Source organism: Polaromonas sp. 39-63-25 (assembly GCF_002278925.1).
Lineage (GTDB): Bacteria > Pseudomonadota > Gammaproteobacteria > Burkholderiales > Burkholderiaceae_C > Polaromonas.
Genome location: NZ_NCJH01000006.1, coordinates 235286 through 256158, shown reverse-complemented (window position 1 = coordinate 256158; position 20873 = coordinate 235286). Strand labels below are relative to the sequence as shown.

Annotated in this window: 20 protein-coding genes; 14 read left to right on the top strand and 6 right to left on the bottom strand. The window is 63.4% G+C overall.

Features of this window, described 5'->3' with window-relative positions:
* Positions 1-31: 31 nt before the first annotated feature.
* Together B7X65_RS07745 and B7X65_RS07740 are read left to right on the top strand one after the other, a co-directional pair.
* Positions 32-1324: a dihydroorotase gene (locus B7X65_RS07745; protein ID WP_293593711.1), complete on the top strand. Its 1293-nt coding sequence runs from the start codon at positions 32-34 to the stop codon at positions 1322-1324.
* Between the two features lie 5 nt (positions 1325-1329).
* Positions 1330-2064, top strand: coding sequence for a 1-acyl-sn-glycerol-3-phosphate acyltransferase (locus B7X65_RS07740; protein WP_293593710.1), 735 nt, complete (start codon positions 1330-1332; stop codon positions 2062-2064).
* Here the strand turns inward: B7X65_RS07740 and B7X65_RS07735 are convergent.
* Entirely contained in the window at positions 2061-3152 is a 1092-nt protein-coding gene (locus tag B7X65_RS07735; protein ID WP_293593709.1) for an ABC transporter ATP-binding protein, read from the bottom strand. The two genes, B7X65_RS07740 and B7X65_RS07735, sit on opposite strands and share 4 nt — an antisense overlap.
* 113 nt (positions 3153-3265) lie before the next feature.
* On the opposite strand from B7X65_RS07735, the gene B7X65_RS07730 reads away from it, so the two are divergent.
* The 4 genes from B7X65_RS07730 to B7X65_RS07715 all read left to right on the top strand — a co-directional run bounded on the left by B7X65_RS07730 (position 3266) and on the right by B7X65_RS07715 (position 6373).
* Positions 3266-4876: an iron ABC transporter permease gene (locus B7X65_RS07730; protein WP_293593708.1), complete on the top strand. Its 1611-nt coding sequence runs from the start codon at positions 3266-3268 to the stop codon at positions 4874-4876.
* 166 nt (positions 4877-5042) lie between these two features.
* Positions 5043-5264, top strand: a complete 222-nt coding sequence (locus B7X65_RS07725) for a CsbD family protein (protein ID WP_293593707.1) — start codon at positions 5043-5045, stop codon at positions 5262-5264.
* 78 nt (positions 5265-5342) lie between these two features.
* A complete protein-coding gene (locus B7X65_RS07720; RefSeq protein WP_293593706.1) occupies positions 5343-5915 on the top strand; it encodes a hypothetical protein in 573 nt (190 codons plus the stop codon).
* A gap of 230 nt (positions 5916-6145) precedes the next feature.
* The gene (locus B7X65_RS07715) at positions 6146-6373 is read left to right on the top strand and encodes a sulfurtransferase TusA family protein (protein ID WP_096671316.1); all 228 of its coding nucleotides are present in this window, start codon (positions 6146-6148) and stop codon (positions 6371-6373) included.
* Between the two features lie 25 nt (positions 6374-6398).
* Here the strand turns inward: B7X65_RS07715 and galU are convergent, their stop codons facing one another.
* On the bottom strand, positions 6399-7310 hold the full coding sequence (gene galU, locus B7X65_RS07710) for a UTP--glucose-1-phosphate uridylyltransferase GalU (protein ID WP_293593705.1): 912 nt from the start codon (positions 7308-7310) through the stop codon (positions 6399-6401).
* Between the two features lie 91 nt (positions 7311-7401).
* On the opposite strand from galU, the gene B7X65_RS07705 reads away from it, so the two are divergent.
* On the top strand, positions 7402-8421 hold the full coding sequence (locus B7X65_RS07705; protein ID WP_293593704.1) for an NAD(P)-dependent oxidoreductase: 1020 nt from the start codon (positions 7402-7404) through the stop codon (positions 8419-8421).
* A 122-nt stretch (positions 8422-8543) separates the two neighbouring features.
* Here the strand turns inward: B7X65_RS07705 and B7X65_RS07700 are convergent, their stop codons facing one another.
* From B7X65_RS07700 to B7X65_RS07685, 4 genes are all read right to left on the bottom strand, one after another.
* Positions 8544-11453, bottom strand: coding sequence for a valine--tRNA ligase (locus B7X65_RS07700; protein WP_293593703.1), 2910 nt, complete (start codon positions 11451-11453; stop codon positions 8544-8546).
* Between the two features lie 275 nt (positions 11454-11728).
* A complete protein-coding gene (locus B7X65_RS07695; protein ID WP_293593702.1) occupies positions 11729-11938 on the bottom strand; it encodes a DUF2783 domain-containing protein in 210 nt (69 codons plus the stop codon).
* 17 nt (positions 11939-11955) lie between these two features.
* Entirely contained in the window at positions 11956-13680 is a 1725-nt protein-coding gene (locus B7X65_RS07690) for an FAD-dependent oxidoreductase (RefSeq protein ID WP_293593701.1), read from the bottom strand.
* Between the two features lie 103 nt (positions 13681-13783).
* Entirely contained in the window at positions 13784-14428 is a 645-nt protein-coding gene (locus B7X65_RS07685) for a VOC family protein (RefSeq protein WP_293593700.1), read from the bottom strand.
* A 302-nt stretch (positions 14429-14730) separates the two neighbouring features.
* On the opposite strand from B7X65_RS07685, the gene B7X65_RS07680 reads away from it, so the two are divergent.
* From B7X65_RS07680 to queF, 7 genes are all read left to right on the top strand, one after another.
* Positions 14731-15153, top strand: coding sequence for a rubrerythrin family protein (locus B7X65_RS07680; RefSeq protein ID WP_096671699.1), 423 nt, complete (start codon positions 14731-14733; stop codon positions 15151-15153).
* 94 nt (positions 15154-15247) lie between these two features.
* Positions 15248-16597, top strand: coding sequence for a heterodisulfide reductase-related iron-sulfur binding cluster (locus tag B7X65_RS07675; protein WP_293593699.1), 1350 nt, complete (start codon positions 15248-15250; stop codon positions 16595-16597).
* Positions 16598-16613: 16 nt separating this feature from the next.
* Positions 16614-17204, top strand: coding sequence for a DUF3501 family protein (locus B7X65_RS07670; protein ID WP_293593698.1), 591 nt, complete (start codon positions 16614-16616; stop codon positions 17202-17204).
* Positions 17205-17287: 83 nt separating this feature from the next.
* Positions 17288-18064 (top strand): peroxide stress protein YaaA, encoded by a 777-nt coding sequence (yaaA, locus tag B7X65_RS07665; RefSeq protein WP_293593697.1) that lies wholly within the window; start codon positions 17288-17290, stop codon positions 18062-18064.
* 14 nt (positions 18065-18078) lie between these two features.
* A complete protein-coding gene (locus B7X65_RS07660) occupies positions 18079-18909 on the top strand; it encodes a 2OG-Fe(II) oxygenase (RefSeq protein WP_293593696.1) in 831 nt (276 codons plus the stop codon).
* 140 nt (positions 18910-19049) lie between these two features.
* Positions 19050-19955 carry an alpha/beta hydrolase gene (locus B7X65_RS07655; protein ID WP_293593695.1) on the top strand — a complete coding sequence of 302 codons (906 nt, stop codon included), beginning with the start codon at positions 19050-19052 and terminating at the stop codon, positions 19953-19955.
* On the top strand, positions 19952-20779 hold the full coding sequence (queF, locus tag B7X65_RS07650) for an NADPH-dependent 7-cyano-7-deazaguanine reductase QueF (RefSeq protein ID WP_293593694.1): 828 nt from the start codon (positions 19952-19954) through the stop codon (positions 20777-20779). The genes B7X65_RS07655 and queF overlap by 4 nt, the downstream gene beginning before the upstream one ends.
* Positions 20780-20873 lie beyond the last annotated feature (94 nt).

Sequence of the window (20873 nt, the reverse complement as noted above, 5' to 3'; positions counted from 1 at the left end):
GTCGCGTTGCGCCTTTTCTGGAAGCTACACAATGAAGATACTGATCAAGAACGGTCGGGTGATTGATCCGGCTTCCGGCCTCGACGAAGTGGGCGATGTGGCGATTGCCGCCGGGCGCATTCTGTCGCTGAAAACCACGGTTGCAGATTTCACGCCGAACCGCACGATTGATGCCACGGGCTGCATTGTTGCGCCGGGCCTGATCGACCTGTCGGCGCGCCTGCGCGAACCGGGCTACGAACATGAGGGCATGCTCGAAAGCGAACTGGCGGCAGCCGTCGCCGGCGGCGTCACCAGCCTGGTCTGTCCGCCCGACACCGACCCGGTGCTCGATGAGCCCGGCCTGGTCGAGATGCTCAAGTTCCGTGCAGAAAAATTGCACCAGTCGCGCGTGTTTCCGCTGGGCGCGTTGACGCGGGCCCTGCAGGGGGAAGCATTGACGGAAATGGTCGAACTGACGGAGGCCGGCTGTGTCGGCTTCAGCCAGGCCGAGGTGCCGCTGGCCAACACCCAGGTGTTGCTGCGCGCCCTGCAATATGCTGCCAGCTTTGGCTACACCGTCTGGCTGCGTCCGCAGGACAGCTGGCTGGGCGGGGGCGTGGCCGCGAGCGGTGCGCTGGCGACCCGGCTGGGCCTGAGCGGTGTGCCGGTGGCGGCCGAGACCATCGCGCTGCACACGCTGTTCGAGCTGATGCGTGCCACTGGCGCGCGAGTGCATGTCTGCCGCATCAGCAGCGCGGCCGGCGTGGCCTTGCTGGCCAAGGCCAAGGCCGATGGCCTGGCTGTGACGGCGGACGTCAGCATCAACAGCCTGCATCTGACGGACACCGATATTGGCTACTTCGACAGCCGCATGCGCCTGAACCCGCCGCTGCGCCAGCAGCGTGACCGCGATGCCTTGCGTCAGGCGCTGGCCGACGGCGTCATCGACGCGCTGGTGTCCGACCACACACCGGTGGAGGCCGATGCGAAGACTCTGCCTTTTGCCGAGGCTGAACCGGGTGCCACCGGGCTGGAACTGTTGCTGGGCCTGGCCTGCAAATGGGGTACGGACAGCGGGGTGGGCCTGTCCCGCGCGCTGGCGGTGCTTACCAGTGAGCCGGCCCGCGTCCTGGGCGGCGCACTGGGGACCTTTCAGGCCAGTGCCGGGCAACTGGTCAAGGGTGGCGTGGCCGATGTCTGTGTGTTCAACGCGCAGACCGAATGGACGGTGCAGCCTGACACCTTGCGCAGCCAGGGCAAACACACGCCGTTTTCCGGCTACCAGCTGCCGGCTCGCGTGTGCTGGACGCTGGTGGGCGGGCAAGTCGCATACGAGGCCTGAACGGCATGCAGGCCGTCTGGCGCCTGTTGCGCGCCCTGGCGCATATCGCGGTCGGCATGTGGACCATCCTGACGCTGTTTCCCCGGCTCGGGCAGCCGGCGAAAGAAGCCAGGGTCCAGGTCTGGGCCATGGCCATGTTGAAGATCGTCGGCATCGAGCTGGTGGTCAGGGGGTCACCCGTGGCAGAGGGGCCGGCCCTCCTTGTGGCCAACCACCTTTCCTGGCTGGACATCGTGGTGCTGCATGCCTCGCGTTACTGCCGTTTTGTTTCCAAGTCGGATATCAAGCACTGGCCGCTGGTCGGTACGCTGGCCGGCGGTGCCGGCACCCTGTACATAGAGCGGGAGTCCAGGCGGGATGCCCACCGCGTGGTGCACCACATGACCCGGCAGCTCAAGCTCGGGGACGTGCTCGCCGTGTTCCCCGAGGGAACGACGGGCGACAGCACCCGCCTCAAGCCCTTTCATGCCAACCTGCTGCAGGCGGCGATTGCGGCGGACGCACCTGTGCAACCGGTGGCCCTGCGCTTTGTGGACGCCGATACGGGGCAGACCTGTTTTGCGCCGCGTTACATCGACGACGATTCGATTTTCGTGTCGATCTGGGAAACCCTGAACGTGCGGCATCTTCGCGCCGAGGTCACCTTCGGGGAGCTCCAGCCCTGCGATGGCCGGGACCGGCGTACCTGGGCTGCCGATCTGCAGCGCGAAGTGGAGCGCCTGCTGCGCGAGGATTCTTAATCTGAGGCGGCAGCGGACACGTGTTCGTCGCGCTGGAACGTCACGACGTGGTCGACTTCGGCGCGAATGCCAATCCATTCACCGAGTGCATGGTCGTGGTGTGAAGGCACATGCGCCATCACGGTTTCGCCGGTTTGCAACTGCAGGGTGTAGAGAAATTCCGAGCCGCGAAAAGCCTTGCGCAGGATTTGCGCTTTCACCGGCGCTGAATCGTCATGCACGATGTCGTCGGCGCGCAGCAACACGTCGCAGATGCCGTCGGGGTAGGCGCTGGGCAGGGGGCACTCCAGCAAACCGCTGAGGTCTCCCAGTGCCGTGTGGACCACCACGTTGTGGTCCCGCTGTGTCAGCTGGGCGTGGGTGAACACGCCGTGGCCGATGAATTCGGCCACAAAACGGGTCGCGGGCCGGTGGTACAGCTCGTAAGCCTCATCCCACTGGTGTAGCTGGCCCTCATGCATGACGCCGATACGGTCGCCGATGGCAAAGGCTTCGAGCTGGTCGTGGGTGACAAACAGCGCCGTGGCGCCGGCCAGCTTCAGGATGGCGCGCACCTCATGCGCCAGGCGTTCGCGCAAATCCACATCGAGGTTGGAAAAAGGCTCGTCCAGCAACAGCAGGCGCGGCCGGGGGGCCAGCGCGCGCGCCAGCGCCACACGTTGCTGCTGCCCGCCTGACAGTTCATGCGGGTAGCGTTTCTGGGCCTTGCCCAGACCGACCATGTCCAGCACTTCGCTGACACGCTGCTGGCGCTCCGCCGGTTTGAGGTGCGTCAACCCGAAGGCCACGTTGTGGCCCACGTCGAGGTGCGGGAACAGGGCGTAGTCCTGAAACACCATGCCGATACGCCGCTGTTCGGCAGGCACATGTTGCTTGCCGCTGCTGACGATTTCCTGTGCCAGCGAGATGCTGCCGGCTTGGGCCTGCTCCAGGCCGGCGACGGCCCGCAGCAAGGTGGTTTTTCCGCAGCCGGAGGGCCCGATCAGCACACCAATCTCTCCGGTGCGCAGTCCCAGGGACACGCCGCCGACGGCCGGGCTGGAGCGGCCCGCGTAATGCACCACCAGGTGGGAAAGTTCCAGGAACATGGGTGCAATTGTAGATGCTTACAATTCTCATTTGCACTCGCCTGATATGCGGCCCGCCGTCTGCATCAGGTATCCGCCATGCGGCGTGAGCAGAGGCTTTTTTTCGGGACTTCATGCTTCGTCGCTTTTTTTCATCCGTGCCCCTGTTCCTGCTGATGGTGGTGCTCACGCTGCCGGTGCTGGCGGTGATGCTGTCGTGGTTTGAACTCGACAGCCAGTCCCTGCCCATCCTGCGGGAGATGCTGCGAACCGTCCTGCCGGAATACGCCTTCACGTCGCTGCTGCTGTGTTTGTCCGTAGCGGGGGGCGTTGCGCTGATCGGCATGGGCACGGCCTGTGCGGTGACGCTGTTCGAGTTTCCGGGGCGGCGGTTTTTTGCCTGGGCGCTGCTCCTGCCACTGGCCATGCCGGCCTACGTGGTGGCCTATGCGTACACCGACTTCCTGCAATACGCCGGGCCCCTGCAAAGCTGGCTGCGCGCGAGCTTTGGCTGGCAGGGGCGTCTGCTGCCTGAAATTCGCAGCCTGGGCGGGGCGGTGCTGGTTTTCACGGTCACGCTGTACCCCTACGTCTATCTGCTGGCCCGCACCGCGCTGTCCGAGCGGGCCGTGCATTTGATGGAAGCCGCCCGCTTGCTCGGCGCACCGCTGGAGCGCCGCATTCGGGAGGTGGCCCTGCCGCTGGCCCGTCCTGCCGTGGCGGCGGGTGTGGCGCTGGCCTTGATGGAGACGCTGGCCGACTTCGGCGTGTCCAGCTATTTCGGGATCCAGACCTTCACCGCCGGCATCTACAAGGCCTGGCTGGCCATGGACAACCGGCTGGCGGCAGCGCAGCTGGCCACGGTCTTGTTGCTGGTGGTGGCTGTGCTGCTGAGAATCGAACACCATGCGCAAAAACGCATGCGTTTTGCCGGCAGCCGCGGTGGCCGCGCCGGGGCTGCCGACGCTGCGCCCACGCCCTTGCACGGCCTGCGGGCCGGTTTGGCGTGGGCCTTGTGTGCACTGCCCATCACACTCGGGTTTGTGCTGCCCGTGCTGTTCATGCTGCGCCCCCTGGTGGCCGGCTGGAGCGAGTTGCCGTGGACGCAGTTTGTGCGCTGGTCCCTCAACAGCGTGAGCCTGGCCGGCTTGAGCGCTGTGCTGGCCACCGGTGTGGCACTCAGCCTGAGCTTTGCGCTGCGCCGCCAGCCCCACTGGCTGACACGCTTCGCTGCGCAACTGGCAAGCCTGGGTTATGCCGTGCCCGGCGCCGTGATTGTGGTCGGCCTGCTGCTGCCCGTGGGCTGGCTGCAGGCCGTGGCCCCGCAAACCTCCGCGGGGTACTGGATCACGGGGACGGCGCTGGGCATTGTCTGGGCTTACCTGGTGCGTTTCACCGCCGTGGCGTTGCAGTCCGTGCAAAGCGGCTACTCGCGCATACCGGCCAGTTTCGACGACAGTGCGCGCATGCTGGGTACCACCGGTGCAGCACTGATGGCGAGAGTGCACTGGCCACTGCTCAAACGGTCGGTCGGGGCGGCTGCCCTGCTGGTGTTTGTCGATGTGATGAAGGAATTGCCGGCCACGCTGGTGCTGCGTCCCTTCAACAGCGACACGCTGGCCGTGGTGACCTACCAGCTGGCCCGCGACGAACGCCTGGGCGAGGCAGCGCTGCCGGCGCTGGTCCTGGTACTGGTCGGTCTGTTTCCGGTCCTGCTGCTGGGCCGCTCGCTGCGCGCGCGTTAGGCCGCCTGCGCTTCAGGCACTGTCCCGTTCAGCTTGGGGTGTAGGCAGGCACCTACGCCCATCGCCCGCGTGTGCCTACCTGACGCTGCAGGCAGTACTTTTACAGTGAATTTCCCTGTCACATGGCCTAGCAGCCGCGTGACACACATTCACCAAAGGAGTCACCATGAACCAGGATCGCATCGAGGGGAACTGGACGCAGTTCAAGGGCAAGGTCAAGGAGCAGTGGGGCAAGCTCACCGATGACGACCTCGACATCATTGCCGGCAAGCGCGACCAGTTGCTGGGCCGCATCCAGGAGCGGCACGGCATTGCCGAGGACGAGGCTGAAAAACAGCTGGCGGCCTTTCAGGAACGCAACCCAACCGGTTTTTTTGAGCGTTATTGACGTTATGGCGTGCCGGCCGATCTTCAGCCCCGGACCCGCTTGGAAAAATACATCACTTCATCGAAAAGGAAATCACCCATGAAATCGAAACTGATCATGCTCACGCTCGCCGTGTCCTGTGCCTTCGCCGGAAACGCCATGGCACTGACCAAGGACGAATACAAAGCGCAGAAAGACCGCGTTGAGTCTGACTACAAGGCCAGCCGGGACAAATGCAAGTCCCTGACGGCCAACGCCAGGGATATCTGCCAGGCCGAAGCCAAGGGCGCGGAAAAAGTCGCCAAAGCCGAACTTGAAGCCCAGTACAAACCCAGCCCTCGCCAGGAGCAACAGGTGGCAGAGGCCAAGGCCGATGCCGCTTACGACATCGCCAAGGAAAAATGCGATGACTTGAACGGCAATGCAAAGGATGTCTGTGTGAAAGACGCCAAAGCCGCCCGCACGACAGCCAGAGCCGATGCCAAGGTCAGCAAGGTCAGTTCCGAGGCCAACAAGGACAAGGCCGGCGCCATGGCAGATGCCAAAAAAGACGCATCTGCTGACAAAAATGATGCCCAGTACAAGGCTGCGAAGGAGCGTTGCGATGCCATGACCGGCAATGCCAAGGATGCCTGCCAGAACGATGCCAGGGCAAAATTCGGCATGAAATAAGCCAGACGAAGGGTTTTTTTCCGGCGCCAGACCCCCGGCCTGCCCTGCAGGACCGGGGGTTTGTTTTTGGGATTTACAAGGAATTGGCCTTGAGCCCTTGCTGATCAAGCGTTGTTAGCTATCTTTATAGTAGCAATTGGGCAATGCGCGGGCCGGCCGTGGGTATACGGCGTGACAAGCCCGTGCCAGCGCAGGAATTGCTTAAAATCAGTGCATCCAAGGACAAACGCATGCACATCGACAAAGAGTTAGACACCCGCGGCCTGAATTGCCCCCTGCCCATCCTGAAGGCCAAAAAGGCCCTGGCCGAGATGAGCAGCGGCCAGTTGCTACGGGTGGTTTCGACCGACCCCGGCTCGACGCGCGACTTCATGGCGTTTGCCAAGCAGACCGGCAACGAGCTGGTGGAGCAGCAGGCCGAAGGCGGCGACTTCACCCACGTGCTCAAGCGCCGCTGAATATCAGTGAATCGCAGTCAAGCGCTCAATGCGGTTTTCTGCGTTCCTGGCCCGACCAGCCGATCTGCAGGTTTTCCAGGTAGTTTCTGAAATGGGCGCCCACTTCAGGGTGCTGCAGGGCCAGCTCGACGGTGGCCTCGAGGAAACCTTCCTTGCTGCCGCAGTCATACCGTTTGCCGGCGTACTGAAAAGCGTAGACGCTCTCTTCACCCATCAGGCCGGCAATGCCATCGGTCAGCTGAATCTCTCCACCAACGCCGGTAGGCTGGCTGCGTATGTGCCGGAACACGGCAGGCGTCAGGATGTAGCGTCCTGCCACCCCCATGCGTGAGGGCGCCACTTCCGGCGCTGGCTTTTCCACCATCTTGTTGACTTTCATCAGGCCGTCGACCGCAGGCTCGGTGGCCACGATGCCGTAGCGCCGGGTGTGCTCCAGCGGCACTTCCTGCACCGCCAGAATCGATTGCTGGACTTGCTCGAATCGGGCGGCCATCTGCGCCAGGACCGGGGGCTCGCCCACCATCAGATCATCGGCCAGCAACACTGCAAAAGGTTCATCGCCGACCAGGTGTTCTGCGCATAGCACCGCATGGCCCAAACCCAGCGAGCGCGGCTGGCGTACATAGGAAAAATCCATGTCGCCAGGGTTCATCGAGCGGACGATTTCCAGCAGATGGTGCTTCTTGGCGGCTTCAAGTTCGGTCTCTAGTTCATAGGCAGTATCGAAGTGGTCTTCGATGGCCCGTTTATTGCGTCCTGTAACAAAAATCATGTGGCGTATGCCCGCCGCGTAGGCTTCTTCGACCGCGTACTGGATCAGCGGCTTGTCCACAACGGGCAGCATTTCCTTGGGCTGAGCTTTGGTAGCGGGCAAAAACCGTGTTCCGAGGCCTGCGACGGGGAAAACCGCCTTCTTTAAAGTTGTGACTTTTTTCATTTACTTGGCTTGGGAATGGAACTAGAGTGTTGCGTTACTGACACAGAGTCAGAAGCATGACGAAAAAGAATAACAGCAAACAGGACACGACGTGGACATCTTACTTCTTGATGCATTGGTTCCAGAAGCCATGGCCTGGCTCGAAACCCGGCATAACGTGCAATACCGTCCCGAACTCGCGGACGACATGGTGGTGTTGCGCAAGGCGGCTTACAAAAGCCGCGGCATCGTGTTCCCGCGTCAAACGGTGGTGACCCGCGAGTTTCTTGACTTCATGCCCAAGCTCAAGGCCGTCGGCCGCCTGCATGTGGGCACCGACAACACCGACCTGGAGGCCTGCAAGGAGCGCGGTATCAAGGTCATCCACGCCAGCAGCGCCAATGTGCGCTCCAATGCCGAGTACCTGCTGAGCAGCCTGCTGCTGCTGTACCGTCGGGGTGTGGTGGCGGCCCTGATGGGGCGCCGCCATCCCAGCACCCAGATGGGTCGCGAGTTGCACGGCAGCACGGTGGGCATCCTCGGGCTGGCCCCGACCGCGCACACGCTGGCCGGCATGCTCACGGGCCTGGGCGTGCGCCTGATCGGTTATGACCCTGCGGTTCACCATACCGCGCCGATCTGGGAGCGTCTGCGCATCCAGCCGGTGACCCTGACCGAACTGGTCAGCCAGGCGGATGCGGTGTCGGTCCAGATGCTTTATGCCGAGCGCTTCCGAAGCTTTGTCAACGAGAAGCTGCTGGCCGCCTGCAAGCACGGCCAGTTGTGGGTGGGTATCAGCCGCAGCGCACTGTTTGATGAAAACGCATTGGCTGCCGCCTTGTGTGATGGCCGCATCGAAGCCTGCATTCTGGACGGCGCCGAGAGCAACTTCACGGCTGCCGGCTCACCCGTCCAGGGATTGAGGAACCTGTTCATCACGCCCCGCCTGGGGTCCCATACCCGGGAAGCGCGCCTTCGCTCCAGCTGGTATGTGGCGCACCGCATGCATGAAGCCATCACGGCCGGGCAACAACGGGGACCGGATTCCCTGCCCAGCGCGCCGATGGACTTCGGGCTGCCCGGCGCCGAGTCACCTTCGCAATGGTCCGAACCGGAGTTCGAGGCACGTTAGGACGTGGCCCCCACGTTCGCTCACTGCGTGTAGCTTTCTGCCCCCCAAGGGGGCCGCTGCGCCTGCGGGCCGGCAAAGCCGGACCCGCGGCCCCTGCTTGAACGGATCCTCCTCGTTCGGTGTTAGTTGAGCCTGGCCAGCTGCTCGCGAAGTTTTTCCAGCGTGGCGGTGAAGTCCGTCAGCCGCTTGCGCTCCTGCTCCAGCACGGCCGGTGGCACCTTGGCCACAAAGGCCTCGTTGGCGAGTTTGGCCTGGACCTTGACCAGCTCGCCTTCAAGGCGGGCAATCTCCTTGCCTATGCGCGCCTTCTCGGCGGCGACATCCACTTCCATGTGCAGGCAGACTCTCGCCTCGCCCACCACGGCCACAGGCGCGGCCTGCGCCGCCGCAGCCCATTCGGTTTCGCTTTCAAATACCCTGACCTCGCTGAGCTTGGCCAGCGCCTTGATCACAGGCGCGGACTGGCGCATGAAAGCGTGGTCGCCGACCACGAAGAGCGGCAGCCGCGCGGCGGGCGACACCTTCATTTCGCCGCGCAGGTTGCGGCAGGCATCGACCAGGGTTTTGAGCTTGGTCACGTGCGCTTCCGCCAGTGCATCGATCTTGCCGGGCTGGCTTTGCGGGTAAGCGGCCTGGCCAATGTAATCGCCCTTTTTCAGGCCGGCGACCGGTGCGACTTTTTGCCAGAGCTCTTCGGTGATGAAAGGAATCACCGGGTGCGCCAGGCGCAGGATGGCCTCCAGCGTGCGGATCAGCGTGCGGCGGGTGGCGCGCTGCTCGGCGGGACTGCCGTTCTGGATCTGCACCTTGGCAATTTCCAGGTACCAGTCGCAGAACTCGTCCCAGACAAACTGGTAAATGCGGCCGGCCACGTTGTCGAGGCGGTATTCGGCAAAACCTTTGGCCACGTCGGCTTCCACGCGCTGCAGGGTCGATGAAATCCAGCGGTCCGCCTGCGAGAACGTCATGTAGTTGTGGAACTCGCCACCGGGCGCGCACTGCTCCTTGGTGTGCTCGCTCAGTCCGCAATCCTGGCCTTCGCAGTTCATCAGCGTGAAACGTGTGGCGTTCCAGAGCTTGTTGCAGAAGTTGCGGTAGCCCTCGCAGCGTTTGCTGTCGAAGTTGATGCTGCGGCCCAGGCTGGCCAGCGAGGCAAAGGTGAAACGCAGGGCATCGGCGCCGTAGGCCGGAATGCCCGTCGGGAATTCTTTCTCGGTGTTCTTGCGCACAGCAGGTGCGGTTTCGGGCTTGCGCAGGCCCTGCGAGCGTTTGTCCAGCAGCGGCGGCAGTGCTATGCCGTCGATCAGGTCCACCGGGTCCAGCACATTGCCTTCGGACTTGCTCATCTTCTTGCCCTGCGCGTCTTTCACCAAGCCGTGGATATACACATGGTGGAAGGGCACCTGGCCGGTGAAGTGCGTCGTCATCATGATCATCCGGGCGACCCAGAAGAAGATGATGTCGTAACCGGTCACCAGCACGCTGGACGGCAGGAAGAGGTCCAGCTCTTTGGTCTTCTCGGGCCAGCCCAGCGAGGAGAAGGGCACCAGCGCCGAGGAGTACCAGGTGTCGAGCACGTCTTCATCCCGGCGCAGGGTCTTGCCCGGCGCCTGGGCTTGCGCCGCAGCTTCGTTTTCCGCGACGTAGACCTTGCCGTCCTCGTCGTACCAGGCCGGAATCTGGTGGCCCCACCAGAGCTGGCGCGAGATGCACCAGTCCTGGATGTTGCCCATCCACTGGTTGTAGGTGTTGACCCATTGTTCGGGCACAAACTTCACCGCACCGCTCTCCACCGCATCGATGGCTTTTTGCGCAATCGACTTGCCGGTCGGGTCCTTGTCGCTGACCTTGGTCATGGCGACAAACCACTGGTCGGTCAGCATGGGTTCGATCACCTGGCCGGTGCGGGCGCAACGCGGCACCATCAGTTTGTGTTTCTTGACTTCGACCAGGTGGCCCAGCGCTTCGAGGTCGGCCACCACGGCTTTACGCGCCACAAAGCGGTCCAGTCCGCGGTACTTCTCGGGCGCGTTGTCGTTGATGGCCGCGTCCAGCGTGAGCACACCGATGATGGGCAACTGGTGGCGCTGGCCGACCGCGTAGTCGTTGGCATCGTGCGCCGGCGTGACTTTCACCACGCCGGTGCCGAAGGCCTTGTCCACGTAGTCGTCGGCAATCACCGGGATGTCGCGGTCGCATAGCGGCAGCTTCACGAGCTTGCCGATCAGGTGCTGGTAGCGTTCGTCGTCGGGGTGCACCATCAAGGCCACGTCGCCCAGCATGGTTTCAGGACGCGTTGTCGCCACGGTCAGCGAACCGCTTCCGTCGGCCAGCGGGTAGGCGATGTGCCAGAGAAAACCGTCTTCCTCTTCGCTTTCAACTTCCAGGTCCGATACAGCGGATTTGAGAATCGGGTCCCAGTTGACCAGGCGTTTGCCGCGGTAGATCAGGCCCTGCTCGTAGAGCTGCACAAAGGTCGAGGTGACGACCTTGGACATCTTGGGGTCCATGGTGAAGTATTCGTGTTTCCAGGACACCGAGTCGCCCATGCGGCGCATCTGGCGCGTGATGGTGGTGCCGGACTCTTCCTTCCACTCCCAGACCTTCTCGGCAAACTTCTCGCGGCCCAGGTCGTGCCGGCTTTGGCCTTCGCCTTGCAGCTTGCGTTCGACCACGATTTGCGTGGCGATGCCCGCATGGTCGGTGCCTGGCACCCACAGCGTGTTGTCGCCCTTCATGCGGTGGTAACGCGTGAGCGAGTCCATGATGGTCTGGTTGAAAGCGTGGCCCATGTGCAGGGTGCCGGTCACATTGGGCGGCGGCAGCTGGATGGAAAACGAGGGCTTGGCCGCGTCCAGCGTCGGTTCGTACATGCCGCTGCCTTCCCAGAGCGGGGCCCACTGGCGTTCAATCGCTGCGGGTTCGAAGGACTTGGCCAGGCTGTCCAGGCCGGGCGTGGGCACGGTCACCCGGGGTGTTGGGGTGTCGGCAGGAGCGGGGCTGGCGGGCGTGGGGGTGGCAGAGGCGGTCATGGGGCAATGAAAAACGGCATCGCCTAGTGCAGTGTTGCATGCTGGATGGAACAAATAAAGATGATGGATTTTGGGTCAGGGCTAGGCGCAAACCACAGCGATACCCCGGGTATCGCGCGGATTTGCAACGCCGCCATGGCGCAAAAGACGCATTTTTATGTTCCAGATAGCGTGCAACACTGCACTAGATGCCGCCTTGGGTTGGAGGTACTGCCCCGATTTTATTCGACTCGCTGCACCGGCGGGGCCGGGGCCCTCATTGAGCCCGCGCCGCGTCAGGCGGTGTCGATCTGCCTGGCCGCGGCGATACAGGCCTGTAGCAGCGGCGTGTCGCCCAGCTGGTTGGCCAGGATCAGGATCAACCGGGCGTTGAGCAGTTCGGACTGCTCGCGGCTCAGGCCCTGGTGGGCGTCGAGCAGGCATTCGTAAAACGCATCCGCATCCTGGAAATTGGGGGCGGTCTTGATGGCGGCTTCGGTTTTCATGGGAGATCTTTCCGGATTCAGCGCAGGCCGAGGGTTTTTTCGACAGCCGCGACCAATTGGCCGTCCACGGCCTCGCCAGTGGCGGCCAGGTAGCCGTCGGGCCGCACCAGGGCCCAGGCGTGGCCAAACACATGGCAGGCGCCCTGCAAATGGCCGGTGCCCCGGGCATTGATGTCGCGCACATGTTCGCGCGCCTGCGCGCGGTCGTCCGGGCCCAGCACCTGCACGCTGCGCATCGGGGCGTGCCCGGCGAGCTGCCGCAGGCGCTGCAGGCCGGCGGCCGGCACTTCGCCGAACACCAGCACCAGCAGGTCGCCGTCTGCCCACTGCAGCAGGTCGTTGACAGCACCTTGTGAACCATCTGCCCAGCGGAAGGCCACGTTCTGCACCGACTGCCCGCCGGTGTTGTCGCAGATGGACGAACGTGTGTAGGTGTTGGCCACCGCCATGCGGCCGGTGTTCACCAGCGAGCGCGCAAACGGGTACTGCCTGGCCAGGCCGATGGCCGCCGTGCGAAAGCAGCGCTCCATGCCGTCTGCCGGTCGCAGGAAGCGTGCGGTGCGGTTGGTCACCTGCACGTTCTGCTGGGCGGCTTCGAGCCGCTCCGCGTTGTAGCTCTCCAGCAGTGTCGCGCTGGCACGGCCGCGCAGCACGGCGGCCAGCTTCCAGGCGAGATTGTCGGCATCGGCCACGCCGGTGTTGCCACCGCGCGCGCCGAAGGGGCTGACTATTTTTGCGGTGTCGCCCATGAAAAACACGCGGCCCACACGCAGCTTGTCCAGGCAGCGGCTGCGGTAGGCGTAGGGCCCCACCCAGACGATCTCGACCTCGACGTCCTTGCCGAACTGGCGCTGCAGGCGTTCGCGCACCACGTCTTCGCGGCTCACGTCGTCGGGATCGGCATTGGGCGCCATCTGGTAGTCGATGCGCCAGACGTCGTCGGCCATCAGGTGCTGCCAGACCGCGCGGTTTTCGTTGAACGGCGCCTCGATCCAGGTGTGGCGTTCGACCGGCGGATGTTTGGAAAAGCGCACGTCGGCGATGCACCAGCGGTCATCGCCGCGTTTGTTCTGCATGGTGGCGCCCACCCAGTCGTGAAAGGGCGTGTGTGAGCCGGAAGCATCGATCACATGCTCGGCCTCGATCTGGTAGCTGCCCGCAGGTGTTTCCACCGTCAGCGTGGCGACATCGGCGTTCTGCGTGAAGGCGGTGACACGCGACTTCCAGCGCAGGTCCACATGGCCGAGTTCGTAGATGCGTTCGACCAGGTAGCCCTCGATGTAGAACTGCTGGATGTTGATGAAGGGCGGCTGGGTCGAGAGGTTGAAGTTGCTCTGCTGGCGCAGGTCGAAGGAATAGACCTCGTCGTCACCCGCAAAGGTGCGGCCCACGCTCCACTGCACGCCCTTGGCGGCAATACGCTCGTAGATGCCGAGGCGGTGAAAGACCTCCAGCGACTTCTGCGTGTAGCAGATGCCGCGCGACGAGGCGCCCTTGACGCCCACGGTGTTGTCTTCATCCAGCAGCACGGCCTCGACGCCATAGCGTGCCAGCGCGCAGGCCAGGCTCAGGCCGGTAATGCCGCCGCCGACGATGACGATGGGATGGCGCTTGATTTGTTTTGAGTTGAGCTCGGGCGGAGCCACGAAAGGGTATTCAGGCAGGGCGTAACCCGTGCCCTGGGTGAACTCATAACCGTTGGTGAACGCCGTCTGGGCGTAGGCAGGTGGTGTCTCCAGCATGGCGTGTCTCGCTCCCGGCATTGATCTGTGTTCAGTGTTTTTCGGGCCTGGCCCTTGTCGGTCGGGCGCAGGCAGCTATCAAAATAATAGTAAGCAGGGCGCGTCAGGCGGTGGCTTTGCCGCCGAACTCCGGCCTGTCGTTTTGCTGCGGTTTGAGGGCTTCGGCTGCGATGCCGGCCGCCTTGTCCTTGCGCCACTGCTGCTTGCGTGCCGTCCATTCCGCCAGGCGGGCGTGGGCGGTCTTGCTTTCCTCCAGCATCTCGAACTCGTCGGCCAGTTGCGCCGTCAGCTCCAGACGCACGCCGTTCGGGTCGAAGAAATAAATGCTCTTGAAGATGTGGTGGTCGGTCACGCCCAGCACTTCGATGCCGTCGGCTTCGAGGCGCGCTTTCATCGCTTCCAGGTCGGCCACGGTGTCGACGCGAAACGAGATGTGGTTGACCCACAGCGGCGTGTTCGGCGAGGGCAGGGCCGCCTCGTCATTGCCGAGGTCGAAAAAAGCGATGAAGGAGCCGTCCTTCAGGCGGAAGAAGAAGTGGGTGTAGGGGCAGTACTCGCCGGTGCTCGGAACGTAGTCGCTCTGGATGATGTGGTACAGCGGCAGGCCGAGGATGTCCTCGTAGAAATGCCGGGTTTCCTCGGCGTCTTTGGCGCGGTAGGCGTAGTGGTGCAGTTGCTGCACCGCCGCGGGCGCCGGCAACGGCGAGGTGGCGGGGCGCAGGGTGGGGGCGGTCATCTGGGCAGCCATGGCGATCTCCGGATTGGGTGGGTTCGGGTGTTTGCGTGCCTTGGGTGAGCAAGGCTTCAAATTCACCTATTCATAATGCGTTTACTATAACGTAACTCTTCGGACCTGCCAAGTGACAGCCTGTCGGTTGGCATGAAGTTGTTGAGAATAATTATCAATTGCAATTGATCCATAGCTTTTTTCTTTTGTTCAAATTGATCCTGGCAATTAGACGCAGCACCTTAATGGGACTATCGTGTTCTCGGCCTTGACGATGGCGTTCAGGGCAAGCACAGTTTTTACCAACCACGAAGGAGATTTCCATGGCTGCTCTCAAAGGCTCCAGGACGGAAGAAAACCTGAAGGCCGCATTTGCCGGCGAATCCCAGGCCAACCGCCGTTATCTGTATTTCGCGAACAAGGCCGACGTCGAAGGCCAACCCGATGTCGCAGCGCTGTTCCGCTCCACCGCGGAAGGCGAAACCGGCCACGCGCACGGTCACCTCGAATGGCTGGAGCAGTGCGGCGACCCGGCCACTGGCATGCCTTTTGGCGGCACGCGCGAGAACCTCGCCTCGGCTGTGGCCGGCGAGACCCACGAGTACACCGACATGTACCCCGGCATGGCCAAAACCGCACGTGACGAAGGTCACGACGAAGTGGCGGACTGGTTCGAGACGCTGGCCAAAGCCGAGCGTTCGCATGCGAACCGCTACACCAAGGCCCTGGCTGAATTGGTGGACTAATTCACCCCCTCGCTACGCCCCGGGAGGTGTAGCGATTTATGAAAGGGTTTGCAGCAAGCCCTTTCATAAATCCCACGACAAGAAGAGGCAAGCCATGGCTACAGAAGGCAATCTGCAGGCACCCACGCGTCACGCGATCGACTGGAAAAACCCGGACTATTACAACGAGGAGGCAACCTTCCACGAGATGGAGCGCATCTTCGACATCTGCCATGGTTGCCGCCGCTGTGTGAGTCTGTGCGGCGCCTTTCCCACGCTGTTCGACCTGGTCGATGAAAGCAGCACCGGCGAGGTCGATGGGGTGGACAGGAAGGACTACATGTTGGTGGTCGACCAGTGTTACATGTGCGACCTCTGCTACATGACCAAGTGCCCTTATGTGCCGCCGCACGAGTTCAACCTGGACTTTCCGCACACCATGCTGCGCGCCAAGGCCATCAAGTTCAAGAAGGGCGAGGTGGGCCTGGGCGAAAGGTTTCTGTCCTCCACCGATGTGCATGGCCAGTTTGCCGGCATTCCCATCGTGGTCCAGGTGGCCAATGCGGTCAATAAAACGAAGCCAGCCCGCGCTGTGATGGAAAAAGTGCTGGGCGTCGATAAAAACGCCTGGCTGCCCGAACTGGCGACGAAAAAATTCCGTTCCGGCGCGCCCGAGTCGCCGCCGCACGCGGTGAAAGACGGTGCCAAGACGCCCGGCAAGGTGGTGATTTATTCGACCTGCTACATCAACTACAACGAGCCCGGCATCGGCCACGACCTGCTCAAGGTGCTGGACCACAACGAAGTGCCTTATGTGCTGGTCGAAAAAGAAAAATGCTGCGGCATGCCCAAGCTGGAGCTCGGCGACCTCGATTCGGTCAATGAGAGCAAGGAAGCCAACATCCCGGTGTTGGCCAAATACGCGCGGGACGGCTTTGCCATCCTGAGCGCCGTGCCGAGCTGCACGCTGATGTTCAAACAGGAAATCCCGCTGATGTACCCCGGCGACGCCGAGGTGCACCTGGTCAAGGAACACATGTGGGACCCGTTCGAGTACCTGATGGCACGCAAGCGCGACGGCCTGCTCAAGACCGGGTTTCCGGTGCCGCTGGGCAAGATCAGCTACCAGATTCCCTGCCACGGCCGGGTGCAGAACATCGGCAAGAAAACCGAGGAAATGCTCAAGATGGTGCCTGGCACCAGCGTGCACACGCACGAACGCTGTTCGGGCCACGCCGGCACCTTCGGCGTGAAGGTGCCCTACCACCAGCAGGCCATGAAAATCGGCAAACCGCTGTTCAAGGCCATGGCCAGCCACAAGGACGGCGGCCTGCCCGACGTGATCAGCAGCGACTGCCCGCTGGGCGGTCATCACATTGCGCAGGGCTTTGACGTCAACCAGCTCGGCGCACCGCCACAAAAACACCCGCTGACCCTGGTCCGCACCGCTTACGGGCTGAAGTAGCCAGCAAGGAGCCCATATGCAAGTCACCGGAAAAATCACCGCGGGCAACCTCATGACCCTGGAGGCCTACAGCAAGTACCGCAAGGAAAACAAGGCCGCCATCATGGCGCACCGCCGCTTGCGCAGCGTGCGCCTGGGGGAACACATCAACGTGCAGTTCGAAAGCGAAACCAGCATCCGTTACCAGATCCAGGAAATGTTGCGTATCGAAAAGATCTTCGAGGAAGAAGGCATCAACCAGGAGATCGAGGCTTATGCGCCCTTGATGCCTGACGGCAGCAACTGGAAGGCCACCGTGATGCTGGAGTACCCCGACGTCAACGAGCGCAAGCGCGAGCTCGCCCGGCTGATCGGCGTGGAAGACCGCCTGTTTGTCGAAGTCGAAGGCCACCCGCGGGTATATGCGATTGCCGATGAGGACATGGCCAGGGAAAACGACGAGAAAACCTCGGCCGTGCATTTTGTGCGTTTTGAGCTCAGCCCGGCCATGTGCGCCGCGGTCAAGGCGGGTGCCGGCGTCAAGCTCGGGTGCGACCACACCCACTACCCGGCGCATGTGGCGATTCCTGCCGAATCGCTGGCGTCGCTGGCCAGCGACCTGCGCTGAGCCGGGCTTTTGGGGCGTTGCGCCGCCCGGCTGCGGCTGGCTGTCGTAAAGTCGGGACTGGCTTTACTTCACCCCCAGGGACCATGCTGTTTTTACTTTCGCCGGCGAAGTCGCTGGATTTCGCCACGCCGCCGCACGTCGCCGCGCATACCGCACCGCTGTTCATCAAGCAGTCCACCGAGCTGATCAAGGTGCTCAGGGAGAAAACCCCGGCCCAGGTCAGCGAGCTGATGTCACTGTCGGACACGCTGGCCGGCCTCAATGTGGCGCGTTACCAGGCCTGGTCGCCGAAGTTCAGCGTCAAAAATGCCAAGCAGGCCGTGCTGGCCTTCAATGGCGATGTCTACGAGGGGCTGGACGCCAAAAGCCTGCCGGCCGCGGACCTCGACTGGGCGCAGGCACACCTGTGCATTCTGAGCGGCCTGTACGGCGTGCTGCGTCCGCTGGACCTGATGCAACCCTACCGCCTGGAGATGGGCACGCGGCTGGCCACGGCGCAGGGCAGCAACCTTTACCAGTTCTGGGGCGAGCAGATTGCCGACTACCTCAATGCGCGTGCGGCCGCCGACACTTCGCCGGTCATCGTCAACCTGGCCAGTGAGGAGTATTTCAAGGCGGTGGACCGCCGGGCCCTCAAGCCGCGCGTGGTCAGCTGCGTCTTCGAGGAATTCAAGGGCGGCAAGTACAAGATCATCAGCTTTCATGCCAAACGCGCGCGCGGCCTGATGGTGCGTTACGCGATCGACAGGAAGCTGGCCACCGTCAGGAAGCTCGAGGGCTTCGACGCCGAAGGTTACCGTTTTGCACCGGCGGTGTCCGGGCCCGACCGGCTGGTGTTTCGCCGCCAGCAGGCCGGCTGAGTCCTGTGTCCACCATGCGCGACTACGAGGTCCAGCCCCAGCATGTGACGCCCGAGGTGCAGGCCTGGGTGCGTGCCCAGGCCGCCCTGGGCCACACGGCGCCCACCATCCTGAAGGCCCTGCGCAAGTCGGGCTGGCTGGCGGACGTGGCACGCGAGGTGATGGCCGAGACCCTGCAAGCGCCTTCCGGCGTGCCGGTGCCGCGGCCTGCCATCGGTGCGGCGCTGCGGCTGGACGCCGGCGACCGGCAGGTCGATGTGCTGATGCAGATGAGCCAGCCGCACATCGTGCTGTTCGGCAACCTGCTCAGTGACGACGAATGTGACGCGCTGATGCAGGCCGCCAGGCCGCGCCTGTCGCGTTCGCTGACCGTGGCGGTCAAGACCGGTGGCGAGGAACTCAATGACGACCGCACCAGCCGCGGCATGTTTTTCACGCGCGGCGAAAACGAGCTGGTCAGCCGCATCGAGGCGCGTATCGCCCGGCTGCTGGACTGGCCGCTGGAAAACGGCGAAGGCCTGCAGGTGCTGCAGTACCTGCCGGGCGCCGAGTACAAGCCGCACCACGATTATTTCGATCCCGCCGAGCCCGGCACGGCGTCCATCCTGGAGCGCGGCGGCCAGCGGGTGGGCACCCTGATTCTTTACCTGGGCGAGCCCGAAGCCGGCGGCGCCACGGTGTTTCCCGACATCGGGCTGGAAGTGGTGCCGCAGCGCGGTCATGCGGTTTTTTTCAGCTACGACCAGCCCGATGCCTCCACGCTGACCTTGCATGGCGGCGCGCCGGTGCTGGTCGGCGAAAAATGGGTGGCCACCAAATGGCTGCGCGAACATGAATTTGTTTAACACCCCTGTTGAGGCTCACTTCGTGTAGCCTACTCTCCCCTTGCAGGGGACGGCCCCTGCGGCCTGGCAAAGCCAGTTCCGCGGCCCCTGCTGGGGGCATCCGTCTACCGCGTTCCGGCAGAGGTGGACATAATCACCAGATGAAAATAAAAGCAAACGGCATAAACATCGAAGTCGAGGATTCGGGTCCCGGCAGCGGCGCGAAGCCGCGTCCGGCGGTGCTGCTGATCATGGGCCTGGGCATGCAACTGGTGGCCTGGCCACCGGCCATGATGCAGGCGCTGGTCGACGCCGGTTACCGCGTGATCCGCCTGGACAACCGCGACATCGGCCTGTCGCAGAAGTTCGACCACCTGGGCCAGCCCAACCTGGTCTGGGAAAGCCTCAAGTACAAGCTGGGCCTTCCCGTGAAGTCGCCCTATTCGCTGCACGACATGGCGGCCGATGCGCTGGCCGTGCTTGACGCGCTGCAGATCAACAAGGCGCATGTGGTCGGTGTCAGCATGGGCGGCATGATTGCGCAGCGCGTGGCGCTGGCCGCGCCGGCGCGTGTGCTGAGCCTGACCAGCATCATGAGCTCCAGCGGCGCGCGCGGCCTGCCGCAGGCCGAACCGCATGTCCTGCGGGTGCTGCTGAGCCGGCCGGCCGGCAAGGACCTGTCCTCCATCGTGGATCATTACGTCAAGCTGTTCAAGGCCATCGGCAGCCCGGGGTTTCCGGTGGACGACGCGGAACTGCGCTCGCGCATCCTGGCGGCCTCCGAACGGAGCTTTCATCCGGCCGGCGTGACGCGCCAGATGATGGCCATCGTCGCCGACGGCCGCCGTGCCGCGGAACTGGCGGCCCTGCGTTTGCCGGCCCTGGTGGTGCACGGCAAGGCCGACCCGCTGGTGCCGTTTGCCTGCGGCGAGGACACGGCGCGGCGCATTCAAGGCGCCCGGCTGATAGGCATTGAAGGCATGGGCCACGACCTGCCCGACGGTGTGGTCCAGCGTCTGCTGGAGCCACTGATTCCCCACCTTGATGCCGTACAGGCCACACCATGAATACCCCCGACCAGTCCCAACTGGGCAAGCCGACGCCCTACATCGACCAGTACGACGCTTCGCTGCTGTTTCCCATCCCCCGCGCCGTCAAGCGCGAGGAGCTGGGCCTGGGCGAGAACCTGCCTTTTTTCGGGGCCGACATGTGGACCGTGTTCGAGCTGAGCTGGCTGAACCTGCGCGGCAAGCCGCAGGTGGCGCTGGCCCACATCACCGTGCCCTGCGAGTCGCCGAACATTGTCGAGAGCAAGTCCTTCAAGCTCTACCTCAACAGCTTCAACAACACGCGTTTTGCGGATGCACGCGAAGTGCGCGAGCGCATCCGCGCCGACCTCAACGCCGCGGTCGGTGCCGGCGTGGGCGTCAAGACGCTGGGGCCTGAGCTGTTCGACCAGGAGCCCGTGCATGAACTCGACGGCCTGAACCTGGACCGGCTCGACGTGGAGTGCCAGCATTACACACCGGCGCCCGAGCTGCTGTTTGCCGACCATGAAGAGCCACCGGTCACCGAAACCCTGGTGTCCAACCTGCTGAAAAGCAACTGCCTGGTCACCGGCCAGCCGGACTGGGGCAGCGTGCAGATCATTTATTCGGGCGCGCCGATCGACCAGGAAGGCCTGCTGCAGTACATCGTGAGTTTTCGCAACCACAACGAGTTTCACGAACAGTGTGTCGAGCGCATCTTCATGGACATCTGGACGCGCTGCCGGCCGCTCAAGCTGTCGGTGTACGCGCGTTACACACGGCGCGGCGGGCTGGACATCAACCCGTTCCGCACGAGTTATCCGCAGGCCTTGCCGCCGAATATCCGCACGGCGCGGCAGTAGGCTTGGGGGCTGTCATTGCGGACCTGATCCGCAATCCATGCCACGTTAACTCGTCACCCCCGCGTCATGCCGCGATGGATCCCGGATCGAGTCC